Annotated in this window: 8 protein-coding genes; 6 read left to right on the top strand and 2 right to left on the bottom strand. The window is 71.3% G+C overall.

Annotated features, from left to right (window positions below; genetic code table 11):
* Positions 1 to 220: 220 nt before the first annotated feature.
* Positions 221 to 1138 carry an alpha/beta fold hydrolase gene (locus tag ACQZ13_RS12990; protein ID WP_431053218.1) on the top strand — a complete coding sequence of 306 codons (918 nt, stop codon included), beginning with the start codon at positions 221 to 223 and terminating at the stop codon, positions 1136 to 1138.
* Here ACQZ13_RS12990 and ACQZ13_RS12995 read toward each other — a convergent pair.
* Together ACQZ13_RS12995 and ACQZ13_RS13000 are read right to left on the bottom strand one after the other, a co-directional pair.
* Entirely contained in the window at positions 1044 to 4088 is a 3045-nt protein-coding gene (locus ACQZ13_RS12995) for an ATP-binding protein (RefSeq protein WP_431052514.1), read from the bottom strand. The genes ACQZ13_RS12990 and ACQZ13_RS12995 overlap by 95 nt on opposite strands.
* 87 nt (positions 4089 to 4175) lie before the next feature.
* The gene (locus tag ACQZ13_RS13000; protein WP_431052516.1) at positions 4176 to 4889 is read right to left on the bottom strand and encodes a LuxR C-terminal-related transcriptional regulator; all 714 of its coding nucleotides are present in this window, start codon (positions 4887 to 4889) and stop codon (positions 4176 to 4178) included.
* Between the two features lie 186 nt (positions 4890 to 5075).
* Between ACQZ13_RS13000 and ACQZ13_RS13005 the strand changes: the two genes are divergently transcribed.
* From ACQZ13_RS13005 to ACQZ13_RS13025, 5 genes are all read left to right on the top strand, one after another.
* Entirely contained in the window at positions 5076 to 5843 is a 768-nt protein-coding gene (locus ACQZ13_RS13005; protein ID WP_431052518.1) for an SDR family oxidoreductase, read from the top strand.
* A 30-nt stretch (positions 5844 to 5873) separates the two neighbouring features.
* The gene (locus ACQZ13_RS13010; protein ID WP_431052520.1) at positions 5874 to 6803 is read left to right on the top strand and encodes an alpha/beta fold hydrolase; all 930 of its coding nucleotides are present in this window, start codon (positions 5874 to 5876) and stop codon (positions 6801 to 6803) included.
* 228 nt (positions 6804 to 7031) lie between these two features.
* Entirely contained in the window at positions 7032 to 9875 is a 2844-nt protein-coding gene (locus tag ACQZ13_RS13015) for an ATP-binding protein (protein ID WP_431052522.1), read from the top strand.
* Between the two features lie 167 nt (positions 9876 to 10042).
* Complete coding sequence (locus ACQZ13_RS13020) at positions 10043 to 12253, top strand: TonB-dependent receptor (RefSeq protein WP_431052524.1); 2211 nt, start codon at positions 10043 to 10045, stop codon at positions 12251 to 12253.
* A 4-nt stretch (positions 12254 to 12257) separates the two neighbouring features.
* Positions 12258 to 15080: an ATP-binding protein gene (locus tag ACQZ13_RS13025; protein ID WP_431052526.1), complete on the top strand. Its 2823-nt coding sequence runs from the start codon at positions 12258 to 12260 to the stop codon at positions 15078 to 15080.
* The last annotated feature ends 16 nt before the right edge of the window (positions 15081 to 15096 follow it).

Genomic DNA, 15096 nt, shown 5'->3' on the forward strand with positions numbered 1-15096 from the left:
CGCGCGCCTACTTCCGGGGAGGACAGACCGGCCTCTCCCCTTTAGGACACGCATGGTGTGCTTCAGCGAGCCAGACTGCAGGGGCTGCCCAACGGAGAGACCCTCGATGCCGAACCCCACCGCCACACATGCCGTGCACTCAACTTGGCCGCGGTGGACGCATTGGTCTCGAGGTTGGTCGCGTGGCAGGTCACGCTGGTCACGTTGCGTGGCCCCTTTGATGGCGTCGGCGTTGATGGCCGCCTGGCCGGCTTGCCGGGCAGACGGTGACGTCCCCGCCTTCCCGGCGGACTTCGTGGTGCGAGAGGTCGAGGGCGACGGCGCGGCGCTGCACCTGCGCATCGGCGGGAAGAAGGGCGAGGCCGCCGTGGTGTTGCTGCACGGGTTCGGCGAGACCGGCGACATGTGGGCGCCGCTGGCGGCCCAACTGGCCGCGAACTTCACCGTCATCGTGCCCGACCTGCGCGGCATGGGCCTGTCGGCGCGGCCCGCGGGCGGCTACGACAAGAAGACCCAGGCGCGCCAGCTCGCGGCCGTGCTCGACGCGTTGGGTGTGCGGTCGGTGGCGCTCGTCACCCACGACATCGGCAACATGGTGGGTTACGCGTTCGCGGCGCAATGCCCGCGCCGCGTCAGCCGGTTCGCCCTCATCGATGCGCCGCTTCCCGGCATCGAGCCCTGGACCGAGATCGCCCGCCGCCACGCGGTGTGGCACTGGTCGTTCTGGGGCGCGGACGCGGAACGCCTGGTGGCCGGCCGTGAGCGCATCTACCTGGACCGCTTCTGGAACGAATTCACCGCGCCGGGCAACCGGTACCCCGACAGCTGGCGGACGCACTACGCCGACTTGTACGCCCGGCCCGGCGCGATGCATGCGGCCTTCGAGCAGTTCAAGGCCTTCGACCAGGACGTGATCGACAACCGCGCGTTCGCCGCGGCGCTGAGGCTTCCGATGCCGGTCCTGGCGATCGGCGGGGGGCGGTCCTACGGCGCCACGATGGCCACGGTGATGCGCAACGTGGCGGACGACGTCACGGAGGAGATCATTCCCGGCTCCGGTCACTGGGTGCTGGAAGAGCGCCCGGCCGAGTTGATCGCCGCGGTGCGTCGATTCCTTGAGACCGCGCCGTCACGCTGACCAGCAGCGCGCGCGCCGCCACCAGATCGGGGATGTCGCTGCCATCGTCGATGACAGACATCAACCCGCTGACGAGTCCCGGCGCTTCCGATGCCGCAGCCTGAGTTGCTGGCGCTGGCGCTGGCGCTGCTGCTGATGCTGTCGTAGCCATGCTCAGCGCGATTCGCAGCATCCAGAATCGCGCGCCTTGTGACTCGGCCAGTTCGAAGGCTTGTCCCAGTCGGTCGACGGCGGCATCTGGCGCCTGCGCGAGTTCATCGAGCGCCACGAGCCGCATCACTTCGGGCGCACACCAGCCCACGACCTGTTCATCGACGCGAGCCTGGACGGCCGCTGGCGGGCGACCCGCATGGCAGGTGGCGATGAGGTCGCCCAGCGGCGCGCAGCGCGTCATGGTCAAGGCCAACGCGCCGCCGAGCGGAATCGCCTCGCCGGCGGTCACGTGTCCGAAGCATCGGGCATAGGCCATCCAGTAGCCGAGCCCCTTGCGCGCCGACAGGTCCCGCAACTCCTGCGTCCAACGATCGGCCAGCGCGGTCTCGCCCCGCCAGATCGCCATCGGGATGGCTGCCGTGGCCAGGACCTGGCAGCGCGCGAAGACGTGCGCGTTCTCGCTGTGCGCCAGCGCTTCCTCCAGCGTCTTCCAGGCGGTGCCGAACTCGCCGCGCAGCCACTGGATGCGCGCGAGCTGCACGCGCATGGACACCCCGAAGGGCACGCCGCTGAGGAAGCGCCGGTCGACCCGCGCGCCGTTGAAGTCGATCACCCGCCGCGCCAGTCGCTCGGCCTCGTCGTGCCGCCCCAGCGCATGCAGGCACAGCGTCGACACGCGGTCGGAGATCGCCACGGACAGCGGTTCGAACCTGCCGGTGGCCAGCCGCCGGATCTCTTCGCAGCAGTCGAGCGACAAGCGATAGTCGCCTTGGCCGTAGCTCGTCGTGCTCATGCCGTAGAACGCCTCGATGCGATCCTCGTCGGATCCCGAGGTCCTCAGCAATTCGCGGGTGCGCGAGAAGACCGCCGGGTATCGCGTGCTGCCATCGGACACGTAGCCCAGCATGAACCCGGCCGCAACGAGCAGCGGGAGTTCCAGGCCGGCCGCTTCCGCACCGGCCGTCGGGAGCTTGGCCAACGCCGTCTCGAGGTGGCGCAGGTATTCCTCCACCAGGCCGACTTCGTCATAGCTGCGTTTGGCGAAAGCGGTCAGCCGGATGCCGAGAGTCACATCGTTGCCGTCGATCAGCGCCCATTCGATGGCGGCTCGCAGGTCCGAGATGGACGACGCCAGCGCCGCGGACCAGTGATATTCGGACACGCTGGCGCCGGTCTGCCGCGCGTGCTGCAAGCCGGCGGCGATGAAGCCGGCATGTCGGCGATGGACTTCCCCTGCGTTGTCGGTGTCGGCCAGTCGCTTCTCGGCGTAGAGCCGCGTGATGTACAGCAGGCGGTGCAGCAGCAGATCGTGGTCGGCCGACGCCAGCACGATGAGCGATTTCGCCGTCAGGCTGAGCACGTCGTCGATGACGCGCTGCCGGTCCAGCCGCTCGCAGGCGGCGATGGCCACCGCGCCTTCCAGGTCGAAGGCGCCGCGGAACACCGACAGACGCTGCAGGACCAGGCGCTCGCTGTCGCTGAGCAGCTCGTAGCTCCAGTCCATCACCGCCTGGAGCGTCCGATGGCGCGACAGCGCCGTGCGTCGGCCCCGGTTGAGCAGTTCGAACGCGCTGCCGAGTCGACGCAGCAGGCCCTGGACCCCGAGGGCGCCGACACGCGCCGCCGCCAGTTCGATCGCCAGCGGAATGCCGTCCAGGAAGCCGCACAACTGGCGCAGCGCGGGGGCGTGGGCATCCGTCAACTCGAAGGTGTCGCCGTTGGCTCGCGCGCGTTCCACGAACAGCTGGATGGCCGGGTAGGCCAGCAAGTCCTGGAGCGACAGCGGATCGTCCGTCGCCGGCAGGGCCAGCGGCGGCAGCTTGAACACCCACTCCGCTTCGATGTCCAGGGGCTCGCGGCTGGTCGCCAGGAACTGCAGGCCGGGACAGGCCCGCATCAGCCGCGCGACCAGCACGGCGACGGCGTCCACCACGTGCTCGCAGTTGTCCAGCACGAACAGCAGCCGCGCGTCGCGCAGCGCGGCGATCAGCAGATCGGCGGACGCCTCGCCCGAAGCGAGGATCAGTCCCTGGGTCCGCCCCAGCTCGGCCGCGACCAGCGCCGGGTCCGACAGGTGGGACAGGTCGACCAGGCGCACTTCCTCCACGGCGCCTCGGCCCGGCTGTTCGGCCACCGCGAGGGCCACCGTCGTCTTCCCCATGCCGCCCGCGCCGACGATGGTCACCAGGCGCTCGCGCGCCAGCAGCCCGGTGAGCTGGGCGATGTCCTGCCCGCGCCCGATCGGCCGGCTCAGGCGCGCCGGCAGGGTGGAGCGGGATCGCGAGGACGCCGGCGAGGAGGTGGATGAGGCGGGCGGAGAGGGGGGCAGAGAGGAGGGGGGAGAGGCGGGCGGAGAAGCGGGCGGAGAAGCGGGGGAGGGGCGGGACGCCCACGCGCCGGACTCGTCCGCGTCTACGGTCTGTGCGCCGCGGCCGGGAAGGGGCGAAGGCTTCGCCTCCCCGACGAACGCGTAACCGCGGCCCGGCACGTTGGCGATGTAGCGGGCGCCGTCCAGGCCGTCGCCCAGCACCTTGCGCAGCGCCGAGATGTGCACGCGCAGGCTCGTCTCCTCGACCACCGTGTGAGGCCACACGCGGGCGACGAGTTCCTCGCGGCTGTAGAGCCGACCGGGCTGTTCGAGCAGCACGCCCAGCAGATGCAGCGCCCGGCTGCCCAGCCGGAGGAATCCGTGGCCGTCGCTGATCTCGCGACGCGTGGCGTCGTACAGGAAGGGGCCGAACGCGATGACCGCCGGCGCGGCGTTCGCCAGGGTGTCCACGACCTCGCCAGCACTCATGCCCTTGCCTCCGTTGCACACGCGCGGCGACATCATCGGCGCCGCCGCGTGCGGGCGGCGTGAATCGGCGTGAATGTTCGCGAAGGTTCAGGCGAGCGCGTGTCCCGATCCGTGCAGGTGTTTCACCGGACCGGTCCGGCGGCGCGGCGCGTTGTCCGTCGGCAGCGGCCCCAGGCCGGCCGTCACCGGGTCCAGCAGCCCGCGGCGCTTGGCGATGTCCGCGGCCGCCGTGCGGGTGGAGGCGCCCAGCTTGTTCAGCAGCGACTTGACGTGCGTCTTCACCGTGCCGCAGCCGATGTTGAGCTCCGCGGCGATCGCCTTGTTGCACAGGCCGGTGGCCACCAGGCGCAGCACGTCGACCTCGCGCGGCGTGGGCAGGTCCTGCGCCATCGTGTCGGCCAGGCGCTGACCCACGCTGCCCTGCAGGTAGCGCTGGCCGCGCGCCAGCGCCATCACGGCGTCGACCAGCTGCTCGGGCTGGCACTCGTGGGTGACGTAGCCCTTCACGCCGCGCTGCAGCGCGCCGCGGATGCTCAGTTCGCCGTCCAGATGGGACAGCACCAGCACCGCCGGCGTCGCCGCGCCGCCGCTCAGCGCCGCCGACACGCCGAAGGGCAGGTCGGTGACGAGCACGTGCGACGGCCCCGTCCCTGCCGCCGGGTCGACCGCCTGATCGACCGTGACAGGACACTGCTCGTCGACATGGAAGCGGCTGTCCGCGTCCAGCGTGGCCACGATGCCGCGATGGACGAGCGGCTCGGGATGGGCGACCCGGACACGGATGGCGGTGGGCATCAGCATGGTGTTCTCCTGGTGGGGCTCGGGCCCGGCGCCGCCATGTTGTCACCGCGGCGCGCCGTGACCAGTGAAGCGGTGTGAAGCGTTGCGATCGCGACCGCCGTTCACGACGAATCGCGCCGATTCACTCGCGCTTCACGCCGCCTTCGCCCAACCTTCAGGCCGTCAAACACGGATTGGAGGTTCCGCATGAGCCAACGTCTTCGGGGCAAGGTGGCCCTCATCACCGGCGCCAGTTCCGGCATCGGCCACGCCAGCGCGCTGCTCTTCGCCGCCGAGGGCGCGAAGGTCGTGCTCGGCGCGCGGCGCGAGGCCGAGCTGAAGGACCTGGCCTGCGAGATCGACGCCCGCGGCGGCTCGGCGGTCTGGCTGGCCGGCGACGTGCGCGACGAGGCCTATGCGCAGGCGCTGGTCGCCCTGGCCGTCAAGCGCCACGGCCGGCTGGACGTCGCCTTCAACAACGCCGGCACGCTCGGGGAGGCGGGCGCCTCCACCGAAATCTCGGCCCAAGGCTTCTCCGACGCGCTCGCGGTGAACCTGACCGGCGCCTTTCTCGGCGCCAAGCACCAGATCGCGCAGATGCTCAGGAACGGCGGCGGGTCGGTGATCTTCACCTCCACCTTCGTCGGCCACACCGCCGCGTTCCCGGGCGTGGCGGCCTACGCCGCGAGCAAGTCCGGCCTCGTCGGCCTCACGCAGGCGCTGGCCGCCGAGTTCGGGCCGCAGGGCGTGCGCGTCAACGCGCTGCTGCCGGGCGCGGTCGACACCGACATGTACCGCGCGATGAACGCCACCGCCGAGTCGCAGGCCTTCATCACCGGGTTGCACGCCCTCAAGCGCGTGGGCACGCCGGAGGAGCTGGCGCGCTCCGCGCTCTACCTCGCCTCGGACGACTCGTCCTTCGTGTCGGGCACCGCGTCGCTGGTCGACGGCGGGCTGTCCATCACTCGCACCTGAATCCCCAACCGCACCTACCAAGGAGCTTCCATGTCCACTTCCCCCAAGCAACTGCTGGGCGCCGCGCTGCTGGCCGCCTCGGCGCTGATGGCCGCGCCGCTCGCGTGGTCGCAGCCCAAGCCCTATCCCTCGACGTTCAAGGTGCAGGAGATCGCCACCAACGGCACCACGCTGCATGTGCGCGTGGGCGGCAGCGGACCGGCGGTCGTGCTGCTGCACGGCTTCGGCGACACCGGGGACATGTGGACGCCGCTGGCCGTCGAGCTGGCCAGGAACCACCGCGTGGTCGTGCCGGACCTGCGCGGCATCGGCCTGTCGGCCAAGCCCGAGGCCGGCTACGAGAAGATGAACCAAGCCAAGGACATCCGCGGCGTGCTGGACAAGCTGGGCATCGACCAGGCCGACGTCGTCGGCCACGACATCGGCGTGATGGTGGCCTATGCCTACGCCGCGAGCTACCCGACGAAGACGACCCGGCTGGTCGTGATGGATGCGCCGCCCCCCGGCATCCCGCCGTGGGACGAGGTCGTGCGCAATCCCAAGCTGTGGCACTTCGACTTCTACGGCAAGGACGTGTTCCGCCTGCTGCAAGGCCGCGAGCGCATCTTCCTGGACCGCTTCTACAACGACTTCGGCGGCCAGCCCGAGAAGATCGACGAAGGCACCCGCAACCACTACGCGAAGCTCTACGCGCGGCCCGGTGCGATGAAGGGCGCGCTGTCGCAGTTCCAGGCCTTCCGCCAGGATGCCAAGGACAACCTGGAAGCCATGAAGACCAAGCTGACCATGCCGGTGCTGGCGATCGGCGGGGAGAAGTCGTTCGCGGGTCTGGAGGCCGTGGCGATGCGCAACGCGGCCACCAACGTCACCGAACTCGTCATCCCGCGCGCGGGCCACTGGCTGATGGAGGAGGAGCCCGCCGCCGTCGTCCAGGGCGTCACGGAGTTCCTGGCCAAGTAGTCGGAGGCGCAGGTCCGACGGGCGCGACGAGAGCAACCAGCGCGACCAGAAAGGGCCGCCGGATCGTCGCGTCAGGCGGCGGCCGGCCGCTCGTGGAAAACGCTGTCGTTTTCTCTGAAGCCCAGGGTCCGTTGAGCTATATTTCCGGAACTTCAGAGGAGGAAAAGCCTCTCTCGAAGGCGCCGCCACACCAACCTACGGACCATGCGAACCAACACGAGTGGGGGCTTGCCGCCGCTCGCTTTCGGACGTTTCGTCCTCGATCGCGCGAGCAAGCAATTGCTGGAGAACGGCAAGGCGCTGCGCCTTGGCGGGCGCGCGTTCGACCTGCTGTGCGCGCTGGCGGAACGCTCCGGCGAGGTGCTCAGCCGCTCGGAACTGGAGTCCCGCGTCTGGCCGCACACCATCGTCGAAGAGACCAGCCTGCGCGTGCACATCTCCGCGCTGCGCAAGGCGCTCGGCGACGGCGTGGCGGGCGCCCGCTACATCGCCAACGTCCCGGGGCGCGGCTACAGCTTCGTGGTCCCGGTGCTGGCGGTCGATGCGCCGCAGACGGTGCAGTCGGCGCAGTCGGCGCGGGCAGCCGCGCTGCAGGCCGACGCGCCGACCCTTCCCGTCGCGCCGCCGCCCGCGCGGCGCATGCACAACCTGCCGGCCCGCCTGAGCCATGCGATCGGGCGGTCGTCGGTCACCCGCGCGCTGCAGGAACGGCTGTCCACGCATCGCCTGGTGTCCATCGTGGGCCCCGGCGGCATGGGCAAGACCACTGTCGCGCTGGCCGTCGCGGAATCGCAGCTGGCGCAGTTCCCGGACGGCGTCTGGTTCGTCGACCTGGCCCCGCTGTCGGACCCGGCGCGGGTGCCGCTGGCGCTGGCCTCGGCGCTGAACGTCTCGGTCTCGGCGGGCGACCCCTGGGCGGGCCTGCGCGAGCCGCTGCGCGACAGCCGCATGCTGATCGTGCTCGACAACTGCGAGCACGTGATCGAGGGCGCCGCCGCGCTGTCCGAACGCGTGCTGCGCGAGGCGCCGCGCATCCACATCCTCGCCACCAGCCGCGAGGCCCTGGACGCCGAGAGCGAATGGGTGCATCGCCTGGCCGCGCTGGAGTCCCCGGTCCAGGAGGAGCCGCCCTCGCTGGAGCAGGCCCGCACCTTCGCCGCGGTCCAGCTCTTCGTCGAACGGGCCAGCGCCAACTCGGACGACTTCGTGCTGGACGAGGCCAACCTCGAGGTCGTGTGCCACCTGTGCCGGCAACTGGACGGCATGCCCCTGGCCATCGAGCTGGCGGCCGCGCGCATCGACAGCCTGGGCCTGCACGGACTGGCGGCGCGCCTGGACGTCATGTTCACGCTGCTCACGCGCGGCCGGCGCACCGCGTTGCCGCGGCACCGCACCTTGCAGGCGCTGCTCGACTGGAGCCACGACCTCCTGACCGACGGCGAACGCGTCGTCCTGCGCCGGCTGTCGATCTTCCGCTCGTCCTTCACGCTCGACTCCGCGGCGGCCGTGCTCGCCAGTGAAGACCTGACCCCCGAGGCGGTCGTCGATGGCGTCCTCGGACTGACGAGCAAGTCGCTGCTGGCCGTGGAGGTCGACGGCGACACCGTGCTGCACCGCCTGCTGTACACGACCCGGACCTACGCGGCCGGCAAGCTCACCTGCGGCGGGGAAGCGCGACGGCTGGCCGCCGCCCACGCCGCCCATTTCCGCGACGTGCTGCAGCAGGTCCTGCCCGAGCGCGACATGCTGCCCATCGACGAGTGGCTGCAACGCTACGGCAGGATGATGGACGACGTCCGTGCCGGCATGGACTGGGCGTTCTCGCCGGACGGCAATGCGCTGCTGGGCGTGCAGCTCACGGTGGCGGCGATGGACCTCGTCTACGAGCTCGGCCTGGTGGACGAGTTCCGCGGCTGGGTGGACCTGGCCATGGAGGCGGTCGACACCCTGCAGCCGCCGCAGCCCGGCCTGGAGCTGCGGCTGTGCTCGGCGCGCAGCTTCCTCGGATCGTCGACGAAGGGCCGGAACTTCGCCTACGGCGCCCATGTCGAAAGAACGCTGGGACTCTCGGCGAAGCTGGACTCGGCCGCGCAGAGCATCGAGGCGATGTTCAGCCTCTGCGCCAATGCCTTCGGCGCGGGCGACTACCGGGAGGTCGGCGAGGTGGCGCGCCGCATCCGTCACTTCGCGCCCGAGCCGGACGAACCCGCCGCGGTGCTGCTGTCCGACCGGTTCCTGGCCCTGAGCCACCACTACCTGGGCGAACACGAAGTGGCCAAGCCGCTGGCCGAGCGCGTGCTGCACTACCCGGCCGGCAACGCCTACCGCCAGTACATCGGTCACATCCCGAGGGCGGTGTCGATGCGCATCCTGCAGGCGCGCACGCTGTGGATGCAGGGCGCCTGCGACCGCGCCGTGGAGCGCGCCGCGGAGGCGGAGGCGCACGCCGCCTGCACCAACCCGCTGGCGCTGAGCCAGGCGCTGGCCATGGCCACGATCCCCATCGCGCTGTGGCGCGGCGAGAACCAGCGCGCCGGCGCGCTGCTGTACCGGCTGCGCCGTCACGTCGACCGGCACTCGCAGGCGTACTGGCAGTCGTGGGCGCGCAGCTACGAGAAGGTCCTCGCCGCGCGCGCCAGCGGCAAGCCGCTGCGCCCGGGCATCGAGCTCGGACCCATCGAGTCGCTGTCGGGCCTGGGCGAGCTCGACATGGTGGGCACGCTGGTCGAGAGCGCCGTGTCCACCTTCGGCGTGGAGCGGGCCAGCAGCGGCCGGGTGGGGTGGTGCGCCCCCGAGATCCTGCGGGCGCATACCGAGAACGGCTTGCGCGGCGGTCCGCAGCGCGTGGTCGACGCCGAGGCGAAGCTCACGCGGGCGCTGGAGATCGCCCGTGCGCAGAACGCCTTGTCGTGGGAACTGCGCAGCGCCACCAGTCTGGCGCGCCTGTGGCGCGACCAGGGCAGGCGCCGGCACGCGCATGAGCTGCTGTACGGCGTCTACCAGCGGTTCGACGAAGGCCTGACCACCGCCGACCTGGTGACGGCGCGGCAGCTGATCGACGAGCTCGGCTGACCTCGGCTGAGTTCGGCTGACCTCGGCTGACCTCGGCTGACCTCGGCTGACCCCGTCACCAGATTTCACACCGATTCACGCGGCCCGGCACCGCGCCGCGGCGATCATGCCCGCCTTGCGCGCCCCGTCGGCGCGCCCACATCGAATCAGTGAGTCGCGGAGCAGGCATGGGGCACGGGGGAATCAGCAAGGGTTGGCAGGGCGGCGCGTCCGGGGTGATCGTCGGCGTGCTGCTCGCCGGGCCCGCCGTCCCGGTGCTCGCGCAGGACGCCGCCGTGCCGCCCGAGGCGGCTGCGTCTGCCATGGCTCCGACCGTGACGATGCAGCCCGTCATCGTCACCGCGCAACGCAAGCAGACGGTGCTCGGCAGGACGCCGCTGTCGGTCGGCGTCGTCGACCAGCGCGCCATCGAGTCGAGCGGCACCGCCCAGCTCAGCGACCTGGTCGGCACGGTGCCCGGCGTGACCGTGCCCAACGGCTTCAGCAACCAGCCGCAGGCCGTGGGCATCCGCGGCATGGGCGTGTCGGTGCCGGCGATGAGCCAGGCCGTGGGCATCTACGTGGACGACGTGCCGCTGATCCGCGGCTATGCGACCGCGCTCTGGGACCTGCCCGACATCGCCCGCATCGAGGTGCTGCGCGGACCGCAGGGGACGCTGTACGGCCAGAACTCGACCGCCGGCGCGGTGCGGGTCATTTCGATCGATCCGACCCGGACGCCGTCGGCGTGGGGCTCCGTGAGCGTGGGCAACTACCGCGACGCCGAGGTGCACGGCTACGTCAACGGTCCGATCGGCGACGGTCCCCTGTCGGGCAGCGTGGCGCTCTCCAGCCGCCGCAACGACGGCTTCGGCTACAACGCGTCCACGGGGGAGGGCGTCAACAAGCTCGACGCGACGCAGTTCCGCGCCAAGCTGCGCCTGAAGCAGCCGTCGGGGCTGGACGCGATCCTGGCGGTCGACGGCCTGCGCGACACCTCGGACACCAACACGGGCAACTTCCCGCTCAACGACCCGCAGTCGTCGCCGCGCGTGACCTTCGTGACCGCGACGCCGGGGCCGTTCAAGCGTGTGTCCGGCGGGTTGCAGCTGAAGGTCAGCCAGCCGCTGGGCGACGGCATCGAGGTCCATTCGATCACGGGCTACCGCGCGTACAAGGACGACCCGACGATCGCCGACCTCGGCGGGAAGGCGGTCCTGCGCTACCTCCTGACCCAGACGGTGGAACAGAAGGCCTTCTCGCAGGAGCTGCAGCTGCAGGCGAAGCAGGACCGCCTGGACTGGACGGCGGGCCTGATGCTGGTGTCCGACCGTTTCGACTTCGACCGTATCGTGGACCAGATCCCGCTGCCGCCGAGGGCGCGCGCCGACACGGAAGGGCAGACCCATCTGGAGACCACCGATGTCGGTCTCTACGGGCAGGCGCACTACGCGTGGACCGAGGCGTTCGGCCTGACCGCGGGTCTGCGCGCGTACCGGACGAAGCAGACCGGCGACAACCGCTTCTGGACCCTGGACGCCGACCAGCAGCGCACGCAGCAGGTCTACGACGCGACGGACCTGTCGACCTCCAGCCGCGGCCTGCTGCCGCGCCTGGGCGTGGACTGGCAGCGCAACGAGGACCACTTCCTCTACGCCAGCTTCGCGATGGGGCAGAAGTTCGGCGGCTTCAACCGGGCGACGGCGTCCGAGACGGCCTCGACCTACGCCACCCGCCCGGAGAAGGTCAGCACGTGGGAGCTGGGCAGCAAATGGCGCCTGGCGGGCGGACGACTGACGGCCGACGTCGCGCTGTTCCTGAACCGGTACGGGCAATACCTGGCCTCGCTGCAGAACACGGTGATCAACGGCGTGACGGTGCCCGACCAGGTGCTGGTCAACGCCGGCCGCGCGAAGACCTACGGCGCCGACATCGACCTGGCCGCCAAGCTGGCCGAGCGCACCGAGCTGGCGCTGGCCGTGGAGCTGCTGCGCAGCCGCATCGAGGCGTTCGCCAATCCCACCGGCGCGGCCATCAGCAACTACGTGGGCAACGAGCTGCCGTATGCGTCGCACGTGTCGCTGTCGGCCCGGCTCGGCCATGTCCAGCCGCTGCAGGACGGCTCGGCGCTGGAATTCACGGCGACGCTGCAGCACCTGTCGCGCCAGTACGCCGATGTGCAGAACACCGCGGCCCTCGCGATCGAGCCGCAGACCTACCTGAATCTCGCCGCGAGCTGGTCCAGCCCCGATCGCGGCTGGACCTTCTCGGTGCGCGTGCGCAACGTCACCAACCGGACCCACGTGGTGCTGCGCACCATGATCCCGTCGGTGGACGTGGACGCGGCCAACTACAACGCGCCGCGCACGTGGGTGGCCACGCTGCGCCACGACTTCTAGTCCCATGTCCGACGTGACTCCCGCACCGGCGCCGGACTTCGCGTTCGCGAAGGTGCAGCGCTTCGGGTCCTTCACGCTCGACCCGGCGCGCAAGCTGCTGCTGGACGACGGGCGGGCCGTGCGCCTGGGCGGGCGGGCGCTGGACCTGCTGATCGCGCTGGTGGAGCGGGCCGGCGAGGTGGTGAGCCACGACGAGCTGTTCGCGCGGGTCTGGCCTCGCACGGTGGTGGAAGAGTCGAGCCTGCGCGTGCACCTCTCCGCGCTGCGCAAGGCGCTCGGCGACAGCGTGGACGGCAGGCGCTACATCGCCAGCCTGCCGGGCCGCGGCTACAGCTTCGTCATGAACGTCTCGACGACGGACGTCGACCGTCCGATCCCCGAGGCGGCGCCGGCGGCCGTCCCGATGACGCCGCGCCTGCTGCCCTATCGGCTGACCGGCGTGGTCGGCCGCGAGCAGGAACTGGCGGTCATCGCCGCCAAGCTGGAACGGTCCCGGCTGGTCACGGTGGTGGCGACCGGGGGCATGGGCAAGACGACGGTCGCGCTCGCGCTCGCCGGCGACGCGATCGAGCGGCATGCCGACGGCGCCTGCTTCGTCGACCTGGCGCCGCTCGACGATCCGGCGATGGTCCCCCATGCGCTGGCGGGTGCGATCGGCGTCACCGCGCCCGATCCGTGCACGTGGTCCATCCTGGAAGAGGCGATCGCGCCGCGCGACCTGCTGATCGTCCTGGACAACTGCGAACACCTCGCCGCGGCCGCCGCGGACCTGGCGGAACGCGTCCTGCGCATCGCACCGCGGGTCCGCATCCTCGCCACCAGCCGCGAGCCGCTGGACGCCGAATCCGAGGCGGTCTATCGACTCGACCCGCTGGCCGTGCCGCCCGTGGAGACCGCGTCCAACGTCGAGGACGCGCTGGCTTTCTCGGCGCTGCGGCTGTTCGTCGAGCGCGCCACCGCGAGCGCGCACGACTTCCGTCTCTCGTCCTCGAACCTGGCCGCGGCGATCACCATCTGCCGCCACCTCGACGGGATGCCGCTGGCCATCGAGCTCGCGGCGGCGCGCGTCGGCAGTCTGGGCATCCACGCGCTCGCGGACCGGCTGGACGACGTGTTCCGTCTGCTTCGCCGCGGCCGCCGCACCGTGCTGCCGCGGCACCAGACCCTGCAGGCCCTGCTCGACTGGAGCTACGACCTGCTGGACGAGGTGACGCGCACCGTCCTGCATCGCCTGTCGGTCTTCCGGGCCAGCTTTGATCTCCAGGCAGCCGCGGAGGTCGCCGGCTGCCAACGCATCGCGCCCGGGACCGTCACCGCCTGCGTCCTCGATCTGGTGTCGCGCTCGCTGGTCGAGCTGGAGCCGGGGGGGAATGCCCGCTATCGCCTGCTCTTCGTCACCCGGATCTATGCGGCGGAGCGGCTGATCGAGGACGGCGATGCCCACGCGGTGAGGCGACGCCACGCGCTGAGCATCCGCGCCGCGCTCGGGCGAGCGAATGCGGAGCTGCGCGACCCGCGCACCCGCCTCATGGCCTGGCGATCCGCCAATGCGTCCGCCATACCGGACGTCCGCGCCGCGTTGGACTGGGCGCACGGACCCGGTGCCGATCGCCTCCTCGGCGCGGAGCTGCTGGTCGAGTCGGGCCGGCTGCAGCTGGAGATCGGCCTGATCGACGAGCTGCTGCCGCGCACGCTCGACGCGCTCCCGGCCCTGCAGGCGCACGGCGAGCTCGAGTCCGAACTGGGACTTCGACTGCTGACCCTGGTGTGCATGATGGGCGGCCATGCCCTGCTGGATCGTGCGGTCCCCGCCGAGCTGCCCTCGCAGCTCGACGCGCTGGCCCGGCGCATCGGGTCGCCCGAGCAGCAGCGCCTGGCGTTGTTTGCGCTGTGCGTCAACGCGTTCGGGCGGGGCGACTACCCGACGGTCGTCGCGCGGGCCGACCGCTTCGCGACCTTGCCGGTGGATCCGCTGGACCCGACCCATGCCGCCGCCACGTTGACCGGCCTGCGCTTCGATGCGCTCGGCCGGCACTACCTGGGCGAGCACGAGACGGCCTGGGCCGGCAGCGTGCGGGTCCTGGAGCACGCCGGACCCTGGCGCGCCGGCACCTACATGCAGATGCCGCTGCCCGTGTCGATGGGCGTGCTGCAGGCGCGCATCCGCTGGCTGCAGGGCTTCGCCGACGAGGCCCTCGACCGCGCGCTGGAGCTGCTGCGCTTCTGCGAAGGCGCGCACCCGTTCGCGCTCAGCCACGCGCTGTCGCTGGCCATCATCCCGATCCTGCTCTGGCGCGGGGACGACGAGCGCGCGCTGGGCTTCGTCACACGCCTGATCGACCACGAGCTGATGCACTTCCAGAGTTTCTGGATCGCCTGGCCCCACCTCTACTGCAAGGCGCTCGCCCTGCGCGGTCTGGACGTGGCGGCGTTGCGCGCGCGGCTCGGCGATACCGAGCGCATCAACGAGATGCAGTCCGACATGCTCGGCACGCTGGCGCCTCGATTCGTCCGACCGGGCGACCTGCAGCGGGTGGAGGCGGGCATCGTCGGCTGGTGCGCGCCGGAGGTGCTGCGTGTGGAGGGCGAGCGGCTGGGCAGCGAGGCGCTGCTGCTGCGCGCGTTGACGCTGGCGCGCCGCCAGGGCGCCCGGGCCTGGGAATTGCGCACGGCGACCAGCCTGGCGGCGCTGTGGCGATCTGTCGGCCGGCACGACGCCGCACAGGCATTGCTCGGTGAGGTGCTGGCCGCCATCACGGAGGGCCGCGGATGCGTCGACGTGCGGCGCGCCATGGCCTTGCAGGCCGCTGGTGACGCCGTCAGCTGACCCGTCCATCAGCGGG

The organism is Roseateles sp. L2-2, from assembly GCF_050613215.1.
Lineage (GTDB): Bacteria > Pseudomonadota > Gammaproteobacteria > Burkholderiales > Burkholderiaceae_C > Roseateles > Roseateles noduli.